Origin of the sequence: Promicromonospora sp. NPDC050249 (genome assembly GCF_040656015.1) — a bacterium.
Taxonomy (GTDB): Bacteria; Actinomycetota; Actinomycetes; order Actinomycetales; family Cellulomonadaceae; genus Promicromonospora.
Genome location: NZ_JBFAKY010000032.1, coordinates 35,061 through 57,120 on the forward strand (window position 1 = coordinate 35,061; position 22,060 = coordinate 57,120).

15 protein-coding genes are annotated in these 22,060 nt (G+C 73.4%); 8 read left to right on the forward strand and 7 right to left on the reverse strand.

Translation table 11 applies throughout. From position 1 onward, the window contains the following. Positions 1 to 2: 2 nt before the first annotated feature. The gene (locus tag AB0I32_RS21870; RefSeq protein ID WP_357509861.1) at positions 3 to 686 is read right to left on the reverse strand and encodes a YdcF family protein; all 684 of its coding nucleotides are present in this window, start codon (positions 684 to 686) and stop codon (positions 3 to 5) included. A 190-nt stretch (positions 687 to 876) separates the two neighbouring features. Next, positions 877 to 1,203, reverse strand: coding sequence for a helix-turn-helix transcriptional regulator (locus AB0I32_RS21875; protein WP_357509862.1), 327 nt, complete (start codon positions 1,201 to 1,203; stop codon positions 877 to 879). Positions 1,204 to 1,366: 163 nt separating this feature from the next. Between AB0I32_RS21875 and AB0I32_RS21880 the strand changes: the two genes are divergently transcribed. From AB0I32_RS21880 to AB0I32_RS21890, 3 genes are read left to right on the forward strand one after another with little or no spacing between them, the layout of a single operon-like run. Then, positions 1,367 to 2,884: a DUF3375 domain-containing protein gene (locus tag AB0I32_RS21880; protein WP_357509864.1), complete on the forward strand. Its 1,518-nt coding sequence runs from the start codon at positions 1,367 to 1,369 to the stop codon at positions 2,882 to 2,884. Further along, positions 2,881 to 3,606: a DUF4194 domain-containing protein gene (locus AB0I32_RS21885; RefSeq protein WP_357509866.1), complete on the forward strand. Its 726-nt coding sequence runs from the start codon at positions 2,881 to 2,883 to the stop codon at positions 3,604 to 3,606. Before AB0I32_RS21880 ends, AB0I32_RS21885 begins: the two co-directional genes overlap by 4 nt. Continuing rightward, positions 3,603 to 7,622, forward strand: coding sequence for an ATP-binding protein (locus AB0I32_RS21890; protein ID WP_357509868.1), 4,020 nt, complete (start codon positions 3,603 to 3,605; stop codon positions 7,620 to 7,622). The genes AB0I32_RS21885 and AB0I32_RS21890 overlap by 4 nt, the downstream gene beginning before the upstream one ends. A gap of 96 nt (positions 7,623 to 7,718) precedes the next feature. Here AB0I32_RS21890 and cofE read toward each other — a convergent pair whose 3' ends face one another. Further along, entirely contained in the window at positions 7,719 to 8,510 is a 792-nt protein-coding gene (gene cofE / locus AB0I32_RS21895; RefSeq protein ID WP_357509870.1) for a coenzyme F420-0:L-glutamate ligase, read from the reverse strand. A 171-nt stretch (positions 8,511 to 8,681) separates the two neighbouring features. On the opposite strand from cofE, the gene AB0I32_RS21900 reads away from it, so the two are divergent. Next, positions 8,682 to 10,190, forward strand: coding sequence for a serine/threonine-protein kinase (locus AB0I32_RS21900; protein WP_357509872.1), 1,509 nt, complete (start codon positions 8,682 to 8,684; stop codon positions 10,188 to 10,190). 37 nt (positions 10,191 to 10,227) lie between these two features. On the opposite strand, the gene AB0I32_RS21905 is transcribed toward AB0I32_RS21900, so the two are convergent. Both AB0I32_RS21905 and AB0I32_RS21910 read right to left on the reverse strand, forming a co-directional pair. Then, the gene (locus AB0I32_RS21905; protein WP_357509874.1) at positions 10,228 to 11,220 is read right to left on the reverse strand and encodes a TIGR03557 family F420-dependent LLM class oxidoreductase; all 993 of its coding nucleotides are present in this window, start codon (positions 11,218 to 11,220) and stop codon (positions 10,228 to 10,230) included. Positions 11,221 to 11,249: 29 nt separating this feature from the next. Continuing rightward, entirely contained in the window at positions 11,250 to 12,089 is an 840-nt protein-coding gene (locus AB0I32_RS21910) for an SDR family NAD(P)-dependent oxidoreductase (protein ID WP_357509876.1), read from the reverse strand. Between the two features lie 141 nt (positions 12,090 to 12,230). On the opposite strand from AB0I32_RS21910, the gene AB0I32_RS21915 reads away from it, so the two are divergent. Continuing rightward, entirely contained in the window at positions 12,231 to 13,157 is a 927-nt protein-coding gene (locus tag AB0I32_RS21915; protein ID WP_357509878.1) for a LysR family transcriptional regulator, read from the forward strand. Here the strand turns inward: AB0I32_RS21915 and AB0I32_RS21920 are convergent. Then, positions 13,108 to 13,989 (reverse strand): hypothetical protein, encoded by an 882-nt coding sequence (locus tag AB0I32_RS21920; protein ID WP_357509880.1) that lies wholly within the window; start codon positions 13,987 to 13,989, stop codon positions 13,108 to 13,110. The genes AB0I32_RS21915 and AB0I32_RS21920 overlap by 50 nt on opposite strands. Before the next feature lie 10 nt (positions 13,990 to 13,999). Beyond that, a complete protein-coding gene (locus AB0I32_RS21925; RefSeq protein ID WP_357509882.1) occupies positions 14,000 to 14,728 on the reverse strand; it encodes a helix-turn-helix domain-containing protein in 729 nt (242 codons plus the stop codon). 125 nt (positions 14,729 to 14,853) lie between these two features. Between AB0I32_RS21925 and AB0I32_RS21930 the strand changes: the two genes are divergently transcribed. The 3 genes from AB0I32_RS21930 to valS all read left to right on the forward strand — a co-directional run bounded on the left by AB0I32_RS21930 (position 14,854) and on the right by valS (position 21,960). Next, positions 14,854 to 18,441: an ABC transporter ATP-binding protein gene (locus AB0I32_RS21930; protein ID WP_357509884.1), complete on the forward strand. Its 3,588-nt coding sequence runs from the start codon at positions 14,854 to 14,856 to the stop codon at positions 18,439 to 18,441. A gap of 121 nt (positions 18,442 to 18,562) precedes the next feature. Beyond that, on the forward strand, positions 18,563 to 19,123 hold the full coding sequence (locus tag AB0I32_RS21935; RefSeq protein ID WP_357509886.1) for a hypothetical protein: 561 nt from the start codon (positions 18,563 to 18,565) through the stop codon (positions 19,121 to 19,123). An 83-nt stretch (positions 19,124 to 19,206) separates the two neighbouring features. Continuing rightward, the gene (valS, locus tag AB0I32_RS21940; RefSeq protein ID WP_357509888.1) at positions 19,207 to 21,960 is read left to right on the forward strand and encodes a valine--tRNA ligase; all 2,754 of its coding nucleotides are present in this window, start codon (positions 19,207 to 19,209) and stop codon (positions 21,958 to 21,960) included. The last annotated feature ends 100 nt before the right edge of the window (positions 21,961 to 22,060 follow it).

A 22,060-nucleotide genomic window follows, 5' to 3' on the forward strand; every position in this document is an offset into this window, starting at 1 on the left:
GGTCAGACGTCGATCGGGCGCCGGTCCTCCACGAGCCGCGACGTGTACCCCGCGGCCACGAGACGGTCGAAGGCGACCACCACGTCGTCCGGCACGTCCTCCTCGCGGGAGATGAAGCCGAGCTCCGCGTACAGCGTGAGGCGCTGCGTCTCGCCGACCAGCATGTCGACCACGCGGTCGGCGTCGCCGTTGGTCCGGAGGTACGCGTCGAGCGACATCGGCCGGGACACGCAGAGCACGTCCACATCGGGCCACACGACCCGGCACGTCGCGAACGCGCGCCGCCGCTGGTACGGGTGGGAGACGAGCAGCACGGAGGACGGCTCGATCCCGTGCTCGGCGAGCAGCTTGCGGCTCAGCTCGAGGTTCTCGCTCGTGTTGGTCGCGGCCGGCTCGACGAGCACGGCGGTGCCCGGCACACCGCGGGCGATGGCGTGGTCGCGGTAGCCGATCGCCTCGCCCTCCGGGAAGGCTTCGATGGTGGTGGGTGCGTTGGCGCCGGTGAAGACGATCTGCCGGAACAGCCCGTCGAGGTAGAGGTCGGCCGTGTAGTCGGCCACGCCGAGGTCGTGACCGCCCAGGCCGATGCAGACGTCGACCGGTCGCGGCTCGTGCTGTAGGTCATGGAACGCCCACAGCATCTCTACGTCCTCCCGCACTTCGGCGGGGATCATGACGTTCGGCATATGACGACCATATTGCTCGGAGGAATGACCGGCACAACCTGAGTGTGGGTACGCGCCGGGATTCCGCTGTCATGACGCGCTATTTCACTACCTGCAAGAACATGCGGGCTACGCCCTCCACCGCAGTTCTCGCGCCCCCCGCGCAGACACCCCATAAGGACACAAGGTAACGGACAACGGCGACCCTGCTCTAGCGGTCAGGATCGTCCTCGCTCTCGTTCCTTCCCTCGGCGTTCGTGGCCCCGACGACATGGTCCTCGAGCTTGCCCGAGAACAGGTCGTAGTACTGCAGGTGCAGGTGGTAGCCGGCGCCCAGCGCGATGCGCCGGATCATGCCGAGCGTTGGCTCCACCTGACCGGACTCGATACGGCTGATCGTCGACGTGGGTACGCCCGCCAGCACTGCCAGCGAACTCATGCTGAGCCCTCGCTCGGCACGGATCCTGACAACGATCTGGGCTGCAGTGGTGAGCAAGACGCCCCCTCCCGTCGACGCTCGGCCATCGAAACGTGCCATGACGCACGACAGGGCCTCCCGGAAAGTGAAGATCTCTTTTCCGGCAAGCCCTGTGCGACTGACTCTATACGTCTATGGCCGTCGCGGCTCATCGACAGGGCATGTGCCGCGGATTCCGCCGGGGGTGCCGCTCCGACACGTTGGCCTACTACTCTCAGCCCCCATGGGCACAGCGAGCACACCGGGTGACGCGGCCGTGTCCCGGCAGTCCGCCGGGCACGGCTCAGGTCGGCGCGGCCAGGCGGCGCGGGGCGTACGCGCCCTCCTGCAGGAGCACCCCGCGTGGGTGCTGCTGCGCTCGAGGAACGCCGCGGCCGCCGTCGTCCTGCTGGATCGCAACCTCGGCGCCTCCCGCCGCAGGCTGCCCGTGGAGCAGCTCGCCGACCGGATCGACGACGACCTGCCCGAGCTGCGCCGTGCGGGTTTCGAGCTGCCCTACTCCGGCTACTTCTACGTCTCCGAGTGGATCGACGAGGGAGTGCTCGTGCGGCGGCGGGCCGCGCAGGTGGCAGGCGAACCGGACACCGAGACCGTCGAGCTGTCCGACGGCGCCCTGCTCGCCGTCCGCTTCGTCTCCCGGCTGAGCAGACCCCACCCGGCGGTGACGCCGTCCCGCCTCGGCACGATCCTCGACGGCCTGCACACGCTGGCCTCCGATGCCGACCCCGACCCGGAGGCACGGCTCGCGTCCCTGCTGGAGCAGCGCGCCGCCCTGGACGCCCGGATCGAGCGGGCCCGGCGGGGCGACTCCGCCGCGCTGCCACCGGAGGCCGCCGCCGAACGCGCCCGCGAGATCCTCGCGCTGGCCGGCGACATCCCCGCCGACCTGGCCCGGGTCCGCACCGACCTCGAGCGCACGGACCGTGAGCTGCGCCGCCGCCTCCTGGAGTCCGACGGCTCGCGCGACACGTTCCTCGACGACATCTACCGCGGCGTGGACCACCTCGCCGAGTCCGAGGCCGGGCGGGGCCTGGTCGCGTTCCGCGACCTCCTGCGGCAGGCGGAGCACACGGCGCAGGACGACGTCGGCCGGGTGCTCGACACCGTCCACCTGGCACCCGCCGAGGCATCGGCCCTGCGCCGCCTCCTGCCCACGCTGCAGGACGCCGCCGACGAGCTCACCGACACGATGGCCGGCCTGCGCCGTGCGCTGCAGCGCATGGTCCGGTCCGGCGAGCTGCCTGCCGAGCGCGCTCTGCGCCGTCTGCTCGGCCAGGCGCAGGACGCGGCCCTCGCCGCGGCCCCCGACGTCGCGCCGGGAGCCGAGATGCGCCTCAGGCTGCCGCTGGGCACCGTCGCGCCCCGGTCCGTCGGCGGTCTGCAGCCGCACAACCCGGGCGGGGAGGACGCCGAGGCACCGCCCGCAGCGCCCACTCCCCCACCGCGGATCGTCTCGCTCTCGGCACTGCGGGCGATGGCCCGCGACTCCGAGATCGACGTGGACGAGCTGCGCGGGCACGTGAACGAGCGGGTCGCGGCCGTGGGTCGTGCCACCGTCGCGTCGGTGCTCGCCGCGCACCCGGCCACCCAGGGGGCCGCGAGCGTGGTCGGCCTGCTGACGCTCGCCGAGCAGAACGGCGTGGCCACCGGAAAGAACGAAGACGTGAACTGGCGGTCCTCGCGCGGTGTCGTGCGACGGGCCGTACTACCCCAGCACCAGTTCGAGGAGCATGTCCCGTGACCGAACCCACCGTGACAGGAACCGGCCAGGCGACGCCCGGCACCACAGACCTCACCAGCGCCCGGCCAGGCCGGCCGGCCGGAAGCGGCGCGACGTCGTCGGGCCTCGGGAGCGGGGCCGGCCCGGAGACCGGGAGCGACGCCGGTACGGGCGCCCACCTCTGGCCGGGTGACCACGGCACGCTGCCCGCCCCGGCCCGACTCGCGCTGGCCCGCCTGGTGCGCGGCCCCTACCTGGCCGCCGAGTCCGACCCGGACACCTGGCGTGCGCTCCTGTCGCACGAGGACGTGGTCCGCGAGCGCCTCTGTGACCAGTACCTCGACCTGGTGGTCGACGCCGACGCGCAGGTCGCGTTCGTGCGCGACGTGCCGGCGGCGGACGCACCGCAGGTGGTCCGCGAGCTGACGCTCACCTTCCTCGACACCGCGCTGCTGCTGCACCTGCGTGCCCTGCTGCTGGACTCGCCGGACGGGCGGGTAGCGGTCAGCCGCGACGAGGCGGCCGACCATCTCGGCCAGTACCGGCGGCGCGGCGGGGGCTCGCCCATGGACTTCACGCGGCAGCTGGACGCGACATGGGCCCGGCTGACCGAGTCGGGCATGCTGGAGCCGCTCAGCGGGGACCGGTGCGTGGTCTCGCCCGTGCTGCGGACCGTATTCGGTGCGGACCAGGTAGCGGCGCTGAGCGCCGAGTACGCACGACTGGCGAAGGAGAGCGCATGAACACGCCCCACCCCGGACAGTGGCGCCTCGCGCGCGTCGAGCTGGTCAACTGGGGCACGTTCTCGGGGCACCATGTGGTGCCGGTCCCCCGCGAGGGGTTCCTGCTCACCGGCCACTCGGGTTCCGGCAAGTCGTCGTTGGTCGACGCCGTCGCGGCGGTCCTGACCCCGCCGGAGCACCTGCGGTTCAACGTGGCTGCCGCCGGCACGGGCGCGACCGAGCGCGAGGCGGGCGACCGCGACATCGTCTCGTACGTGCGCGGCGCCTGGCGGCACCGCACCGACGAGAGCACGGGCGAGGTGGTCGCCGACCACCTGCGTTCCGGCGCGACGTGGTCGGGCATCCTGCTGCACTACTCGAACGGCACCGACTCGCCCGACGCCGCCGTGACGCTGGTGCGCCTGTTCCACCTGACGCGCGGTTCCTCGGCGCCGTCCATGCTGCACGTGGTGGTGCGGGAGGACGTGGGGCTGCTGGAGTTCGAGCGGTACGTCCGGTCCGGGCCCGACGTCGCAGGTGTGACCGGCGCCTGGCCCACCGCGACGGTGAGCGAGCGCCACGGCCCGTTCGCCGCGGCGTTCACGCAGGCGCTGGGGATCGGCTCGGAGCAGGCGCTGGTGCTGCTGCACCGCACCCAGTCGGCGAAGAACCTGGGCAGCCTCGACGACCTGTTCCGCGGGCACATGCTGGACGAGCCCAGCACGTTCGAGCTGGCCGCCCAGGCGGTGCACCAGTTCGCGGACGTGGCGCGGGCCTACGCCGACATCGAGACCTCGCGCCGGCAGATCGAGCACCTGAGCCGGCTCGCGACCCTGACCAAGGCGTACGACGAGGGGTCGTCGGCCGGCGTGCGCGCGGCCACGCTGCGCGGGTCGCTGGAGACCTTCAAGGACGCATGGAAGCTCGACCTGGCGCACGGCGCCCTGGCGGAGGCGCGGGCGGCCGAGGACCGGGCGCAGCACCACCGCCAGGCCGCTGACACCGAGGTCGACGTCGCGGCGAACACCCACCAGCAGGCCGTCAACGTGCTCGGCGCCCGGGGCGGCCAGGCGCTCGCCACGCAGGCCGACCGCCTCCAGCGGGCCGGCGAGATCGCCGCGTTGGTCCGTACCCGGCGCGGTGAGCTCTCCACCGACCTGCAGTCGGTGGGCATGAACATGCCCGAGACGTTCGCGGAGTTCGCGGCGCTCAAGGAGAAGGCCAGGTGGGAGCTCGGCGGTGCGCGGCCGCTGGCCACCGGCTCGGTACCGACGCTGACGGGCGCCCTGCCCGCCGTCGCGCCTGCTCACACGCCGGCCCATTCGACGGGGCAGGTGCCTGCCGTCACGGGCCCGGTCCCGTCGGCCGCGGAGGTCGCGACGGGTGCACTGCCCGCCGTCACCACCGGCACCATCGCGACGGTCGGGCGGGTGCGTGCGCCCGAGGCGCTCGACACGAAGATCCGGGAGGCGCTGGCGGCGCGTTCCGCCGTCGGGCTGCGGCACGAGGCCGTCGCCACGCGAATCCAGGCGGTACGACAGACCCAGACGAACGTGCCCGCGGAGCTCGCGGCGGCCCGCCGGGCCGTGGCCGAGGCCGCGGGGCTCGAGATCTCCACGCTCCCGTTCGCGGCCGAGCTGCTGCGCGTCCGGGAGGAGGACGCCGACTGGCGCCCCGTGATCGAGGGGGTGCTGCGGCCGCTGGCCACCGTCGTGCTCGTGGCCCCCGCGCACCGTGCGGCCGTCGCGAGCGCCGTCGGGGCCGGGCCGGGCCTGCGCTACCGCGTGGTCGGCGTGCGCAACGACGCGCCGCGCTCCACGGACGCCGCGTCGCTGGTGCACAAGGTCGAGGTGAAGGACGGCCCGATGTCGGGCTGGCTGCACCGGCGCCTGTCGGAGCAGTACGACTACCTGTGCGTCGACGACCCGTCCGGGCTGGACCGGCACGAGCGTGCGGTGACCCGCGACGGTCTGATCAAGCACGGGCCCGAGGAGATCGAGCAGCCGCTGCTGCCCGGTGTCGAGGACTGGGCGCTCGGTTGGGACGCCGACGACCGCCTCGACCAGCTCCTGGAGCTCGCCCGCGCCACGCAGGCGCGCCTCGCAGAGGCCGACGCCGCCGTGGCCGACGCCGTCGCCGAGCAGCGCGAGGCAGTACGCCGCCAGCTCACGCTGCGGCACGTGGCCCGCCGGGAGTGGCGCGAGGTCGACATCGAGACCGCCGAGGCCGACCTGACCGACGCGCAGGCGTCGTTCGACAGGCTGCTCGACGGAACGATGGACCTGCTGCAGGCGTCGCAGGACGTCGCGGCGGCCGAGACCCGCCTGGACCAGGCCCGCGCGGCCGCCGCGGTGGCCGCCGACACGCTCGCGGAGGCACGCGCGCACCGCCGCTCCCTGGAGCGCGTGGTCGCCGAGCTCGGTGACGCCCCGACCAACGCCATCCCGCTCGCGCACCGCGAGGAGCTGGAGAAGCGGTACGCCGCCGTCCGCAAGACGGTGACGCACGAGGTGATCGACGACGTCTCGCTCACCGTGTCCCGCACGCTCGACGCGGAGCGGGAGGCCGGGCTGCGCATCTCGGGTGCCGCCGAGCGGGAGATCGTCGGGCTGCTCGCAGAGTTCCGCCGCCGCTGGCCCGCCATCACCCGCGACCTGACGGCTCAGGTCGGCGACCGGTCGCAGTATCTCGAGGTGCTGGAGCGCATCCGCACCTCGCGGCTCCCGGAGCAGGAGGCGCGGTTCTCCGACCTCCTCACCGACCAGGCCCGGCGCGCGCTGCGCAAGCTCGCCGCCGAGATCCGGCAGGCACCCGCGGCGATCCGCGAGCGGATCGTCGGCGTCAACACGTCCCTGCGCCGCTCCCCCTTCGACACCGACCGGTTCCTGGAGATCCGCGTCAAGGAGCGTCGTCCCGCGGCCGTCGAGGAGTTCCTCGCCACGCTCGACGCCCTCACCAGCGACACCGAGCCGGAGTACGAGGTGCTGGAGCGCCTGGTGCGCCGCCTCGGGTCGAGCGATCCCGCCGACCGCGCGTGGCGCGCCCTGTGCCTGGACACCCGGCGGCACGTGCACTTCACGGGCGTCGAGGTCACGGCGGGCGGCATAGCGCTGGCCGTGCACGACTCCTCCGCCGGTCTCTCCGGCGGCCAGCGGCAGAAGCTCGTCGTCTTCTGCCTGGCCGCCGCCCTGCGGTACCAGCTGGCCGGCGCCTCGGACTCCGCGACGCCCGCCTTCGGCTCGATCCTCCTGGACGAGGCCTTCGACAAGGCCGACACGGCGTTCACCCGCACCGCCATGGACACGTTCGCGGCGTTCGGGTTCCACATGATCCTGGCCACGCCGCTCAAGCTGCTGCAGACCCTCGAGGACTACGTGGGCGGCATCGGCCTCGCGACCTGCCGGGAGATGCGGGAGTCGCGCGTGGACGTGGTCCTGCTGGAGTCCCCGCTGCCCGACGTCGACCCGGTCGCCTCACCGACCCGAGGCGGAGCGGGCGTTTCCGTGCCGGCCAGGACGACGCCGACGCCGGCCATACCCGCGCGGCCGGCCGAGGGGCAGCCGTCACCGGCTGTTCCTGGGCCGTCGGTGGGTACGGCGCCGACGCCGGTCGTCGCTCCACAGAGCGCCACGTCGCCGGCGGTTCCGGCACCGGCGGCGGGTCCGGCACCCGCCGGTCCTGCGCCCGCCGCTCCCCCGCAGGCCGGTGTGGTGTACCCCGCCGCCCCCGCGGCCCGCACGCCGGCTTCGACCGCCGACTCCGGAACACCCACGCCAGCGCGCGGAGTTCCCGCAGTACCTCCGCCGCCAGCTCCCGGGCCGGAGCCGGAGCCCGGACCGACGTCGACCACGGACTCGACGTCGGACTCGCACCCGGCGACGACGTCAGAGTCTGATTCAGGCTCGGCCCCGGAGCCGGCGTCGGACACCGCCGAGAGCGGCGGACCGGAGCCGGACTGGTCGGTGACCGTCACCCCTGAGGACCGGGACGACACGTCGCCGGTCGTCAGGATGACGTCGCGCCGCCCGTCCCTGTAGTGCTCCGCGGGTCGGCAGCCCCGGCAGCCCAGTGATCCGGCCCAGAATCGAGCGATCTTCGGGCCGAATCACTGGGTACGCCACGGGCCCGACGCGTCAGCGGGCTGTCGCACCGCCGTCCGCCAGGCCTCGGGCGTAGGCCTCGGCCGAACCCTCGCGGAACAGGTCGTCGGCGCTGCTGCGTACCAGGACGCGGGCGCCCGGGCCGTCGTCGGCGGTGACGTGGTGGCCCATGCCGCGCACGACGGCGACCGCACGCCCGCTCGACTTGCCCCGGACCAGCTCGGACGCCGCCGCGATCTCGTCGACGACGGCGGTGACCGTCACGTTGAGCAGGCGGCCGTGGGCGTCGGTGCTGCCGCGCAGGTCGTCCGTTGGCGCGATCCCCGCGCAGCCGATCGCTATGTCGACCAGGGCGTCGCGCCAGGGCCGGCCGGCCGTGTCGGTGACGACCACGCCGATGTGGCGCAGGCCGAGCCGCTGGGTGAGCACGGCGCGGATCGTCCGGGCCGAGGCGTCCGGGTCGACGGGCAGCAGCAGCACCGTGCCCTCAGGGGTGTTGCTCGCGTCCACCCCCGCGGCCGCCATCACCAGGCCGAGCTTGTTCTCGACGATCCGCAGCGGCGGCAGCCCGGGCCGTTCCCGCTGGGCGACCACCCGGACGGTCTCGTCGGTGATCGCCTGCTCGCGGTCGTCGGCGGCCACGACCCTGCCCTCCGCCTTGGACACGATCTTCGAGGTCACCACCACGACGTCGCCGTCCTGCGGCCGGTCCTGCTCGTCCTGGCTCGCCAGGAGGCCGGCGATCAGCTCGCCGAGGTCGTCGCCGGGGCTGATCTCGGGCAGCCCGTCGGGGGCCCAGATGCTGAGTCGTTCCACGGGGACCATCCTCACACCACGACCGGGCGCCGGAGCGCGGCGTGGAGGACGGCATCCGTCCGTGGCCGTTGTATCAAGGCGGTCGGCCGTGCCGGCGCGGTACCCTGCCAGGCGTCCAGGCCCCGGCTGTCTGGTTCAGCTGTGTCTGGTTCGTACTGCGATCGATGGGGGAAGCGTCCGGTGCTGCACGACCCGCCCGCTCAGAGGACGGTTCCCGTACCCGAGCCGGCCGCCCTGCGGTCCGGCGACCCCCGCGCGATCGGGCCGTTCCGGGTCCGGAGCCGCCTCGGCAGCGGCGGCATGGGCGACGTCTACCTCGGGACCACCCGTCGCGGACAGCAGGTCGCGATCAAGCTGATCCGGGGCGCCCAGCTCCACGACGACGAGTTCCGCGCGCGCTTCCGGCGGGAGGTGCGGGCCGCCGCCAAGGTTCGCAGCCGGTTCATCGCGAACCTGATCGACGCCGATCCCGACGCGGAGCTGCCCTGGCTCGCCACCGACTACGTCCCCGGGCCCACCCTCTCGCAGGCCCTCGCCGCCCAGGGGCCCCTGCCGGAGGACGAGGTACTGCGCCTGGTCGCCGGGGTCGCCGAGGCACTGCACGAGATCCATCGCGCCGGCCTGGTGCACCGGGACGTCAAACCGGCCAACGTGATCCTCGGTCCGGACGGTCCGCGTCTGATCGACCTGGGCGTCGTCGCCTCGGTCGGCGCGACGCGGCTGACCATGACCGGGCAGCCGGTCGGGACCCCGATGTACATGGCCCCGGAGCAGGCGTCGGGCAACCGGACGACGTCGGCCGCCGACGTGTGGGCACTGGGCGCGCTGGCGTACTACGCCGCGACCGGGAACCACCTCTTCGAGGGCGACCACCCGGCGGTGGTGCTGTACCGGGTCGCGGCGTCCCCGCCGTCCTACGACGACGCTCCCGCGTACCTGCGCCCGTTCCTCGACGCCCTCCTCGTCAAGGACCCGGAGCACCGTCCGACCCTCGACGCGATCCTGCACTCGCTCGGTGCCGCCGAGCCGGCCGGGGCCACGCTCCCCCTGGTCAGGCCGCGGCGGGTGCGCGGCGCCGAGCGTCGCGTAGAACAAAGCGGCGTACTGCGGAGCGACGGACGACGAGGCCGCCGACGGCGGCCCCTGGTGGTCCTGAGCTCGGTGGCCGCCGGGACGGCGGTGCTGGCAGGAGCCGCGTTCGGCATCTGGAGCTCGCTCGCCGACGACGATCGGGAGCCCGCCGGCACGGGGCAGACACTGACCACGCCGCCGCCGCAGAACAGTCCGGGCCCCGTCCAGCTGGTCGCGGACGGCAGCCTGGACCGTCCGTGGGCACAGGGGACCGTCAGACATCTGGAGAACGGCTCGTGCTGGATCGCCAGCGTGACCGCGGTGGAGGGGCGGCAGGCCACGCTGACGCTCGCGTGCGACCAGGTGGGGACAGAGGTGTACGGCAACCCGACGCCGAGCGCGTATCTCGGGATCTACGCCGTCGCGCAGGACGGGAAGGTCAAGAAGAGCACGGTCGCGGACGCGACCGCGCAGGACACGTTCTGGACGCAGGGCAATCTCACGGACACCCTGCCGGTGACCGTCACGGTGACGCTGCCCGACGTCGGCCCGCTGGCCGCGGTCGAGGTGCGACAGGAGTCCTACGGCTACAGCTGGCACTGGGACGCCACTCGCTGACTCCCGGAGGCTGCTCCTGCGGGCACCGCGCGGCACGTCACCGCACGAGCTTCGGCAGCACCTCTCGGCCGAACGTGTCGATCCACTCGCGCTGGTTGCGGCCCACGTTGTGCAGGTAGATGCGGTCGAACCCGAGGTCGACGTACCGCTGGATCGACGCCCGGTGCTCGTCCGGGTCGGCGGAGATCAGCACGCGCCCCTCGAAGTCCTCGGGGCGCACCATCCGCGCGAGCTGCGCGAAGTCGTGCGGGGAGCGGATGTCGGACCGCGGGAACCGCATGCCGCCCACCGGCCACTCGGTCAGGGCGTTGGCCACCGCCTCGTCGTGCGTGGGCGCCCAGGAGAGGTGGAGCTGGAGCGCCTTCGGCATCCGCCCCGGGTCACGGCCGGTCTCACGGGCGCCGTCGGCGAACCGGGTGAGCAGCGAAGCCATCCGGTCGAGGGGCGCCGCCTGGGTGATCAGCCCGTCCGCCGTCCGCCCCGCACGACGAGCGGTGACCGGACCCGCTGTCGCGACCAGGATCTCGGGGGCCACCGCCGGCATGGTCCACAGCCGCGTCGACTCCAGCTTGAAGTACGTGCCCGCATGCTTCACGTCGCGCCCGGCCAGCGATGCGGCGAAGAGCTTCTTGATGATCTCCACCGCCTCGAACATGCGGTTGATCCGCTCGGCGGCCTCCGGCCAGTAGCCGCCGACCACGTGCTCGTTGAGGGCCTCCCCCGAGCCGACACCCAGCCAGTGCCGGCCCGGGTTCATGGCCGCGAGCGTCGCCGACGCCTGGGCGACCACCGCGGGGTGCCACCGGAACGTCGGCGCCGTCACGGGGCCCAGGTCGCCGGTGGTGTGCTCAGCGGCCGCCGCGAGCACGTTCCAGACGAAGCCCGCCTGCCCCTGGGCAGGGGTCCACGGCTGGAAGTGGTCCGCGGCCATGATGCCGGAGAAGCCGTGCGCCTCGGCGAGCGCCGACAGCTCCACGGCCTCCCGGGGCGCGAACTGTTCGAGCATCGCGGCATAGCCGATGGTCACCACCCGGACAGCCTAGACGGCGGGGGCTGCGTTCAGAGGGTGGCCTTGAGCACCCGTTCGGTGAGCGCCTGGGAGGCGGCGAGCAGGCCGGGGGTGATCGCCCCGGTCAGCGCGTCCGACGGCCGGCACTCCGGGTCGAGGACGACGCCGGTCCGGTCTGCCAGCGACGGGTCGGTGGCGGCGAACACCACGGTGCGGGCGGCCTCGGCGGCGGGACGCTGCAGGTCCAGGATCTGCTGCCAGTGAGGGCGCAGGGCCGGCGGCAGGATCTCGGGAGTCATCTCCGCGCCGTTGGGCGTGGCCGCGGCCCCGGGGTCCGCCGCGAACACCGAGACGCCGGTGCCCCGCAGTCGTTCGGCCAGGTCCAGGGTGTACGCGAGGTGGGCGAGCTTGGCCCGGCCGGAGACGGCCATGCCGTAGTACTCGTCCGGTTCGACGTCGTCGTACGCGGGCGGCCCGTTCAGGGTGCCGATGGACGACGACGTGACGTCGACGATCCGGCTCGGGCCGCCGGCGCGCAGCGCGTCGAGCAGCGCCTCGGTCAGCACGGTCGGGGACAGGTGGTTGACCGCGAAGCTCGCCTCGATGCCGTCGGCCGTCTGCCGGCGTTCGGACCACATGCCGCCCACGTTGTTCACCAGGAGCCGGAGCGGGCCCTCTGCCGCGAGCCGTTCGCCGAGCGCGCGGACCTCGGCGAGCACCGAGAGGTCCGCCTGGACGAATCGCGCGCCGCCCATCCGGCGAGCCGCCTCCTGCCCGTGCGCCGCGTCGCGACCCACGACGGTCACGGCGTAGCCGCGCCGGACCAGCTCCCGCGCCACCTCCGCGCCGATCCCGCGGGTGCCGGCGGTGACTACTGCGTTCTGCGCCATCGTTCTCTCCTTCTGCTGGGTGCGGGGACGGTTTGCCGGCCCCGCACCCAGCAGACCGGAGTCCCGAGAAACGATCCAAGGCCCGCGTGGCATGGAGGTATGCCCTGGCGGCATGGCTCCTGCACATGCGATGCTCACGACGTGACACCGGACGTCGATCTCAAGCACATGCGCTATTTCGTGGCGGTGGCGGACGAGGGCACGTTCACGCGCGCCGCGGAGCGGCTGGGGATGACCCAGCCCGCGTTGTCCCGGGCGATCCGCGCGCTGGAGCACGCCATCGGGTCCGCGCTCTTCGTGCGGCAGCCCCAGGGGGTCGCGCTCACCGAGGCCGGGCGGCAGTTCAGCGGCGATGCCCGCGGCGTCGTCGAGGCGGCTGAGGCCGCGCTGACCCGGGCGACGAGGTTCGGGCGGGAGGAGCCGCACCTGCGCGTGACGGCCCGCGCCTGCGACGTCGAACCTCTGCGGCGCCTGGTGGACTCCTACAACGAGCGCTACCCGGACGAGCTGCCTGCTCGTGCGGCGATCGTCGAGGTCGGCGCCCAGGCCGGCGAGGTGCGCGCGGGGGCCACCGACGTGGCGCTGCTCCGCAGCCCGTTCGACGACCGCGGCCTGGACAGCGACCTCATCAGCACCGTTCCGCGGGTCGCGGTGCTGCCCGGGTCGCATCGGCTGGCCGGGCGGGACGTCGTCCACCGGGGCGAGCTGGCGGGCGAGACGTTCCCGGTCTGGCCGGACCTCCCGCCGGCCGCCATGGCGTTCTGGACCGGGACGGACCTCGAGCACCATGACTGGCGGCCCGGTCCGGTGGTGCACGACACCGCCCAGTACACCGGCAGCATCCGGCTCGGCCAGGCAGTGGGCTTCATGCCGCGCACCCACGTGCCCGAGCGGCCGACGGACGGCACGGTGGTCGTGCCGGTCGTCGGCCTCTCGGCCAGCGAGCTGCGGGTCGCCTGGGCGTGCACCGCTACGTCGCCCGACGTGGCGAGGTTCGTGCGGCACGCGACCGAGCAGGCTACGGAAGCCGGCCGTGCGCTCGAAGGGTCTGCAGCGCTCCGAGGGTGACGATGCCGCGCCAGTCCACCGCCTGCCCCGGTGACCAGTGCAGGAAGTCGAAGTCCCAGCCGCCGTCGTCCAGCTGCTCGCTCTCCAGCCGGTCGAGCTCCGCGGAGATCTGGTCCGCGGAGAACAGCGCACGGCTGGGCGCACCGGGCCTCGCCGACAGGTCCAGCGGCCTGAGCTTCTCGTCGTCCTGCCCGCCTCCGACGGGGATGGTGCCGTCGGTGCGCAGGAGCGGCCGGATCCGCTCGATCGCGGCGGCCGCGCGGTCCGGCTCGGGTACGGCGTCGAGGAAGTGGACGGCGAACTTGACCGGGTAGCCGCCCACGAGGCCTCCTTCGGTCTCGACCTGGGCCCAGCACCACGCGGTCGCGGCGTCGAGCCATGGATGGTCGGCACCCAGCTCCCACAGGTGGCCGGCGATCGCGAACGTGAGCATGCCGCCCTCGTTCGGCTGCATCCATGGTGCGGCCGGGTACGCGGTGGCGGTCGGCAGCACGTGCGGCACCCGCCCATCGGGCAGCGCGACGGACGCCAGCCAGTCGGCGGTCTCCCTGACCAGCGGTGTCACCGCCGGGTCGGCGGCGGTCCCCAGCTCGGCGAGCACCTCGAGCGCGGACAGCGCGCCCGAGACCTGGCTGTCCGGCCCGCGCAGGTCGGGCTCCAGGGCGTGGCCCCACCCGCCGTCGTCGTTCCGGTAAGGACGCAGGGCGTCCAGGACACGGCTGCCCGGCGCGCCGTCGAACAGCACCGCGAGGCGGTGCCGCTCCAGCAGGCGGGCGTCGTCGTAGATGAACCGCCTCGCGGCTCCGGTGTCGATCCTCGTCGTTGTGCTCATGAATCCGACGCTAGGCGGCGGTCAGTGCGGCGTCTTCCAGAAAACGGACGGGTGTGAGGCCGGTCAGCCGGCGCACCTCGTCGGACATGTGGGCCTGGCTCGCGTACCCGGCAGCGACCGCGCGTTCCGCGAGGGACGACGGCGCACCCGCCGACAGGCCGATCAGCCGCCGCAGCCGGGCCACCCGCCCCAGCATCTTGGGCCCGTAGCCGACCGCGTCCACGGTGCGGCGATGCAGGTGCCGCTCGCTCACACCCAGGTCCTGGGCGACGCCGGAGATCCGCGCGCCCGGCACCCCGAGCCGCCATGCGGCTGCCGCGACGAGCCCGTCCCGTTCCGCCTTTCGCCGTAGCACCGTGCGGGCGAGCAGGTCCAGCCGCCCCGCGGGGTCCGCCGCGCCGAGCGCGTCGGCGAGCGCGGGGCCGACGTCGGGCCACACGTCCGCGAGCGGTACCCGCAGGTCGCGCACCTCCGAGGCGGGGATGCCGAGGACGGCGCCCGCCGCGCCCGGCCGGAGCCGGATGCCGCTGGTCCGTGCCGACGCCGCCGTGGCGTGCGACCGGGCGACGACCGGGCCCGTGTCCGCGCCGACGACCACGAGCTCTCCCCCGAGCCGGACCAGGTCGACACAGCCGTCGGGGATGATCCGCTGCTCGTGGTCGGGCGGCACGTCGTGCTCCCACAGGCAGGCCACCACCGGTAGCAGGCCGGTGGGCGGTGCGAGCTCGCGGTAGGTCACGAGATCCACGCTACGTCGACCCACTGACACCCACATCAGGTCTGGACCACGGGCCCCGCGGACGACCCCGCAGCAGCTGCCCCGGGCCCGGACCGAGTGTCAGTGACCGGTGGCAGAGTCGGACCGTGCCCCACACCCCGGCCCGACCGAGCCGTCGAACGAACGAGGCCGGCGACCAGCGCCGCGCCTCGTGGCGTCGGCGCGCGCTGCGGGTCGCCGCCGTCGCGGTCCCTGCCGCGCTGCTGGCGGCCATGGCCTCGTCGTACGTGGCAGTGGTCACGGGCCGGATGGCCGCCGATCCGGCCAGGGACACGCTGATCGTGCTCGCGGCGGTGAGCGCGGCCGTCATCGTGCTGGACGCCGTGACGTGGCTGGTCGTGCAACGTGCGGTGGCCCGCGCCGAGGCCACGCTCAGGGTCGACCTCGCCGCAGCTGCCCTGAGCCAGCCCTTGCCGGCGCTCGAGGAGCAGGCGGTGGGCGAGCTCCTGGACCGCGTCAACGGCGATCCCGAGCGGCTCACCCGCGCGATCAGCGGTATCGGCATCACGCTGGGGCAGGCGGCGATCAGCCTGGTGGTCGGGTGGGTGACCGCCGGCCTGGTGTGGTGGCCGGCCTGGATCGCGTTCCCCCTGGTGGCCGCCGTGGTGCTGGTGTTCGCGCGACGGGCGGCACGGCCCCTGCGCGACCTCAGCAGACGCAGCTCGGAGGCCGGCTCGGACCACATGGCGCAGCTCGAGGAGGCGATCGCCGCCCGGGACGACCTGCGCACCGCCCACGGCCAGCGGTACGTGCTGCGCCGGTACGCCGAGCTGGCGGCGCGCCAGATCCGGCTCCGGGAGGAGTGGTCGGTCGTGTTCTCCCGGGTGCGGCTGCGTACCGAGCTTCCGCTGGACGCCCTCGTCGGCGCCGTCCTCGTGGGCGGGGTGTGGGCGGTGACGGGAGGCACGCTCGACGTCGCCCGGCTGGTCACGCTGTGGCTCCTCGTCACCGGGTTCGTCGGCCGGGTGGACGTCCTCGGCCGCCTGCTGCCGCGCGTCGAGGAGGCGATCGGTACGTTCCACCGCGTGCGCGACCTGCTGGGTGTGCCAGAGGAACCCGTCGGCGGCGAGGCGTTCCCCGGCCGCTCCACCGGGGTGGACGTCGAGCTGCGTGACCTGACGTTCGGGTACGGCGGCGGTTTCCGCCTGGGCCCGTTGTCCCTGACCATCCCGGCGGGCAGCACGTGCGCGCTGGTGGGGCGGACAGGCTCGGGCAAGACCACCCTGACCAAGATGCTGTCCCGGGCGGTCGAGCCGCCGGTGGGGAGCCTGTTCCTGGACGGTCGGGACATCACCGGCCTGGACCTGCACGAGCTGCGAACCCGCGTCGGTGTCGTCGGGCAGCGCACCGAGATCCTGGCCGCGACCCTCGCCGAGAACATCACGCTCTGGGCACCGGTACCCGCGGAACGCGTGGAGCAGGCGGTGGAAGCCCTCGGCCTGCGGGCCTGGGTCGCCTCGCTGCCGCACGGCCTGGACACCCGCCTCGGGTCCGACGGCGTGACCCTGTCCGCCGGGGAGGAACAGCTCGTCGCCTTCGCCCGCCTCCTGGTGCGCGACGTCGAGGTGGTCGTGCTCGACGAGGCGACGGCCCGGATGGACCCGGCGACGGCGGAGCGGGTAACCCTCGCCGCGCGCGCCCTCCTGGCGGGCCGGACGGCGCTGGTCGTCGCGCACCGGCTGCCCACCGCGCGGCATGCCGACACGGTCGCGGTGCTCGACGGCGGACGCCTGGTGGAGCACGGACCCTGGGACCGGCTGGCGGCCGCGGACGGGCACTTCGCCCAGCTCGTCGCCGCGGCGGGGCTCACGGAACCGCCCGCGGACACCGGCCCGGACACCGGCACCGACCAGGCCAGACGGACGCCGCCCGCCGAGCTCGCCGTCGGCGACCATGCGTCGGGCTCCGCACGGGCCGGACAGGGCCGGGATCCCGCGCCGCCGCGCACGTCGATGGTCCGGGCCGTGTGGAGCACGCTGCGCGCCCGTCCGCTCGGCCTGCTGCTCCCGGCCCTCGTCTGGGAGCTCACCGACTACCTCACCACCACCGGCCTGGTCGTCGGCTGGCTGTGGGCGTCGCTCGTCGTCGACCTGGAGCAGGGCTCGGCGCCCTGGCTGCTTGCCTGCGCCATCCTGGCCGCGGTCGTGGCCAACACCCTGCTGCCGTTCACCATCCGTCTGACGAGCGCCCGCTGGTGGGCCGACTCGCGGCTACGGCTGCGCCTCGCCGTCCTGCGCGGGCAGACGGCGCAGCGCCGCACGGTGCGTGACGCCCCCGGTGAGATCGCCGCGCGGGCCCAGGAGGAGTACCGGCTCACCGGACACACCCAGGCCTGGCGCGAGGTCCTCACCGCACCGTTCACGCTGGCGCTGCTCATAGTGCTGAGCGACAGCCTCCTCGCCGGTGCGATCGGGCTGGCCATGGCGGCGGTGATGTTCACGGCGCAGGTACTGGGCAGCCGGTCCGTCGCGGCCGCCGCACGACGCGCGGGTGATGCCGCCGCCGAGCTGGGCCGCCTGCTCGGATCAGCCCTCGACGCGGTGCGTACGGTCAAGCTCGCCGCCGCTACGGGCGGTGTGCTCGCCCAGGTCGCCCGGGTGGACGGACGCCGCGTGCAGGCCTCGCTGCGCGAGGAGCGCACCAGCTTCCTCGTCGGGCTCGCGCCCTCGGTGCTGAGCCGGATCGCGATGGTCCTGGCGTGGTCGCTGCACCTCGGCGGTACGTGGTCGCTCGCCACCGCTCTCCTGGTCAGCACCTCGATAGGTACCTTCAGCTGGATCGGGTACGGACTGGGGCAGCTTGTCACCAGCGCCGCGTCCGCACGCCGCTGGGTCGAGGTCACCTCCCGGTACGCCGGCACGGAGCGGCTCGCCGACGTGCCACGGGACCTCGACCTGTTCGCCGGCACCGCGGACCCGGCGGCGTCGGACCCCTCGGCATCCGGTCCGGGGGCATCGGGTGCGGCGGGGACAGCCTCTGCCGCGCCGGGCGCGCTGCGGGAACTGCGGCTGGACGGCGTCAGCGCGACGCACGACGACGGCACGGTAGGCGTCGCGGGCGTTGACCTCACGGTGCGGCGCGGCGAGCTCGTGCTGGTCGTGGGGCGGGTCGGATCCGGCAAGTCGTCGCTGCTCGGGGCCCTGTCCGGTCTTGTCGACCTCGGCGGGCGGCTGAGCTGGAACGGCGAGGAGGTCACCGATCCGGAGACGTTCCTGCGCCCGCCACGTGTCGCACACGTCGCGCAGGTGCCGCACGTCGTGTCAGGAACCCTCGCGGACAACGTACGGCTCGACCACGACCGCCCCGTCACCGGTCCGGTGGCTGCCGCCGGGCTCGGCCGTGACATCGCCGAGGCAGGCGGCACGACCACGCTCGTGGGACACCGCGGCCTGCGGCTCTCGGGCGGCCAGGTGCAGCGGCTCGGCCTGGCCCGGGCGCTGGCCACCGGCTCCGACCTGCTCCTCGTGGACGACGTCTCGTCCGCGCTCGACGCCGTCACCGAGGCGGAGGTCTGGTCCCGGCTGCGGTCCGCGGGTACGACGGTGCTCGGCACCACGTCGCGCGCGGCGACCCTCGCGACCGCCGACCGGGTCGTGGTGCTCGACGGCGGGCGCGTCGCCGCCGTCGGACACTGGCGTGACCTGGGACCGCGCTGGTCCCACCTGGCCGGCTGATCATGGCCGGCTGACCATGGGTAGAGCTCCCCCTGTCAGGGTCGAGACAGCCGCTGCGGGCGCTGGTAGCGTCCGAGACCGATCACGGGCAAGCAGCCCCCGACTCGTCAAGGAGCACCTCGTGCGCGCATCCCGGACCGTCCCCGCCGGCCTCGCCGTCGCGCTCGCGGCCCTCACCGGCTGCACACCCGAAGGCCCCACCGAGCAGGCGCCGCCCCTCGACGAGGCCCTCACCACCTACACGAACCTGTACGACGACGTCCTCGCCGCTCTCCAGGAGACGCCGGACGCGCACGACCTGACGTGGGCGGAGTCCCTGGCCACCTACCCGTCGGTCACCGAGCAGGAGGACGGGCTCTGCTACCTCTTCGTCACGAGCGCCAACGGGGCCGGCACCATCGACGATGCCAAGGAGCTGCTCGCCTCGCTCGCCGCGCAGGTCGACCCGGTGCTCGAGGAGCACGGCCTGGAGCCGATGTCCGAGCAGCAGCACTCCGAGCACGGCGGCGACATCTGGGTCGAGTCCGTGTCCGCCAACGGCTGGTCGGTCGAGCTCGGCGGCGGCGGCCAGTCGTCGCCCGAGCACCAGGACGCCGTGGTCGAGCTCTCCATCGACGGCCCCGTCGCCACCGACACCTGCACCGACGCAACTCTGGAGCAGGCGCTCGCCGATGCCGGCTGAGCCGTACGGGGCAGAACTGCTGATCACTCCGTGACCGTGGAAACGTGTACTTCGGCTTGCTCGAATCTGGGACACTGGTGCGCATGAGCACTCCTGCCTCCTCCGGGCCGACGGACCCGGCCGTGACCACACCCGCCCTCGACTCCTCGGCCGCCTCGGTAGCCGGCGCCGACGTCGTCCGCGCGGTGGTCAAGGAGGTACCGGACAAGGTCAGCACCGACGGTCTCGAGACCAAGTTCGACGAGCGCTGGACCGCCGAGCAGACCTTCGCGTTCGACCGCACCAAGACCCGCGACGAGATCTACTCGATCGACACCCCGCCGCCGACAGCCTCTGGCTCCCTGCACGTGGGACACGTGTTCAGCTACACGCACACGGACATCGTGGCGCGCTACAAGCGCATGCGCGGCCTCGAGGTCTTCTACCCCATGGGCTGGGACGACAACGGCCTGCCCACGGAGCGCCGCGTCCAGAACTACTACGGCGTGCGCGTCGACCTGTCGCTGCCCTACGACCCGGACTTCACTCCCCCGTTCGAGGGCACCGGCAAGAGCGTCAAGGCCGCGGACCAGGTCCCGGTCAGCCGCCGCAACTTCGTGGAGCTGTGCGAGCGCCTGACGGCCGAGGACGAGAAGCAGTTCGAGGAGCTGTGGCGCCGTCTGGGCATCTCGGTGGACTGGGCCCAGACGTACCAGACCATCGGCGACGTCTCGCGCGCCACGGCGCAGCGCGCGTTCGTGCGTAACCTGCAGCGCGGTGAGGCCTACCAGGCCGAGGCGCCGGGTCTGTGGGACGTCACGTTCCAGACCGCCGTCGCCCAGGCCGAGCTGGAGGCCCGGGACTACCCCGGCCACTTCCACAAGGTCGCCTTCCACCAGGCGGACGGCGAGCCCGTCTACATCGAGACCACCCGGCCGGAGCTGATCCCCGCCGTCGTCGCGCTCATCGCGCACCCGGACGACGAGCGGTACCAGCACCTGTTCGGTACCACGGTGACGTCGCCGCTGTTCGGCGTCGAGGTCCCCGTGCTCGCGCACCACCTGGCCGAGCCGGACAAGGGTGCTGGCATCGCGATGTGCTGCACCTTCGGTGACCTCACGGACGTGCAGTGGTGGCGCGAGCTCCAGCTGCCGACGCGTTCGATCATCAACCGCGACGGCCGCATCACGCGTGAGGTGCCGGAGTGGCTCCCGGGCGGCCCGGGCGCCGAGCTGTTCGAGGCCGAGGTCGCGGGCAAGACGACGTTCAGCGCCCGCAAGGCGATCGTCGACGCGCTCGTCGCGTCGGGCGACATGCCGACCGAGCCGGTGGCCACCCAGCGCAAGGCCAACTTCTTCGAGAAGGGCGACAAGCCCCTCGAGATCGTGACCTCGCGCCAGTGGTACATCCGCAACGGTGGCAGGGACAAGGCGCTGCGCGAGGAGCTGCTGGGCCGCGGCAAGGAGCTCGACTTCCACCCCGACTTCATGCGGGTGCGGTACGAGAACTGGGTCAACGGCCTGAACGGCGACTGGCTGGTCAGCCGCCAGCGCTTCTTCGGTGTCGCGATCCCGCTCTGGTACCCGATCGCCGCGAACGGCGAGGTCGACTACGACCACCCGATCGTCCCGGCCGAGGAGTCGCTGCCGATCGACCCGACGTCCCAGGCGCCCGCCGGCTACACGGAGGACCAGCGTGGTCAGGCCGGCGGCTTCGTGGGCGACGCCGACGTCATGGACACCTGGGCGACCTCGTCCCTGACGCCGCAGATCGTCGGCGGCTGGGAGCGGGACCAGGACCTGTTCGACCGCGTGTACCCGATGGACCTGCGCCCCCAGGGCCAGGACATCATCCGTACCTGGCTCTTCTCCACGGTGGTGCGCTCGCACCTGGAGAACAAGGTGCTGCCCTGGAAGAACGCGACGATCAGCGGCTGGATCCTCGACCCGGACCGCAAGAAGATGTCGAAGTCCAAGGGCAACGTCGTCACGCCGATGGACCTGCTCGTCGAGCACGGCTCCGACGCGGTGCGGTACTGGGCGGCGTCCGCTCGCCTGGGCACGGACGCGGCGTTCGAGGTGGGGCAGATGAAGATCGGTCGCCGCCTGGCGATCAAGGTCCTCAACGCCTCGAAGTTCGCGCTGTCGTTCGGCGGCGGCGCGGGCAGCGAGATCGCGCTCGACCCGGCGGCGGTGACCGTCGCCCTCGACCGGTCCATGCTCGCGGGGCTGGCGGGAGTGGTCGAGCAGGCCACCGCGGCGCTGGAGTCCTACGACCACACCCGTGCGCTCGAGCTCACCGAGACGTTCTTCTGGGCGTTCTGCGACGACTACCTCGAGCTCGTCAAGGACCGCGCCTACGGCGCCGGTGACGACGCGGCGAACCTCTCCGCCGAGACGACGTCAGCCCGCACCACGCTGGCGATCGCGCTCGACACCATGCTGCGGCTCCTGGCGCCCTACCTCCCGTTCGCCACGGAAGAGGTCTGGTCCTGGTGGCGTGAGGGCTCGGTCCACCGCGCGGAGTGGCCCGTCGCGGGACCGCTGCGTGCGGCGTCCGACGGTGCCGACCCGGCCGACCTCGCGGCGGCGGGGCACGCCCTTGCGGCGCTGCGCAAGGTGAAGTCCGAGGCCAAGGCGTCGATGCGCACCCCGATCGTCGCCGCGTCGCTGGCGGTGCCCGCCGCGTCGCTGACCGCCGTCGAGACCGCGGCCCTGGACATCAAGGCCGCTGGCCGCGTCACGGGTGTGCTCGACCTGGTGGCCGCTGCCGAGGGGCAGGGCGACCAGGCGGTCCAGGGCGGCATGGTCGTGACGTCGAGCGAGCTGGGCGAGGCCCCGCCCCGCAACAAGGGCTGACCGACAGGGCAGACGACTTCGGTCGGTTGCTCACGTCCCTTCCGCGACTTCGGTCGGTTGCGATGAGATCGGTCGTTTGATTGACCGATCTCATCGCAAC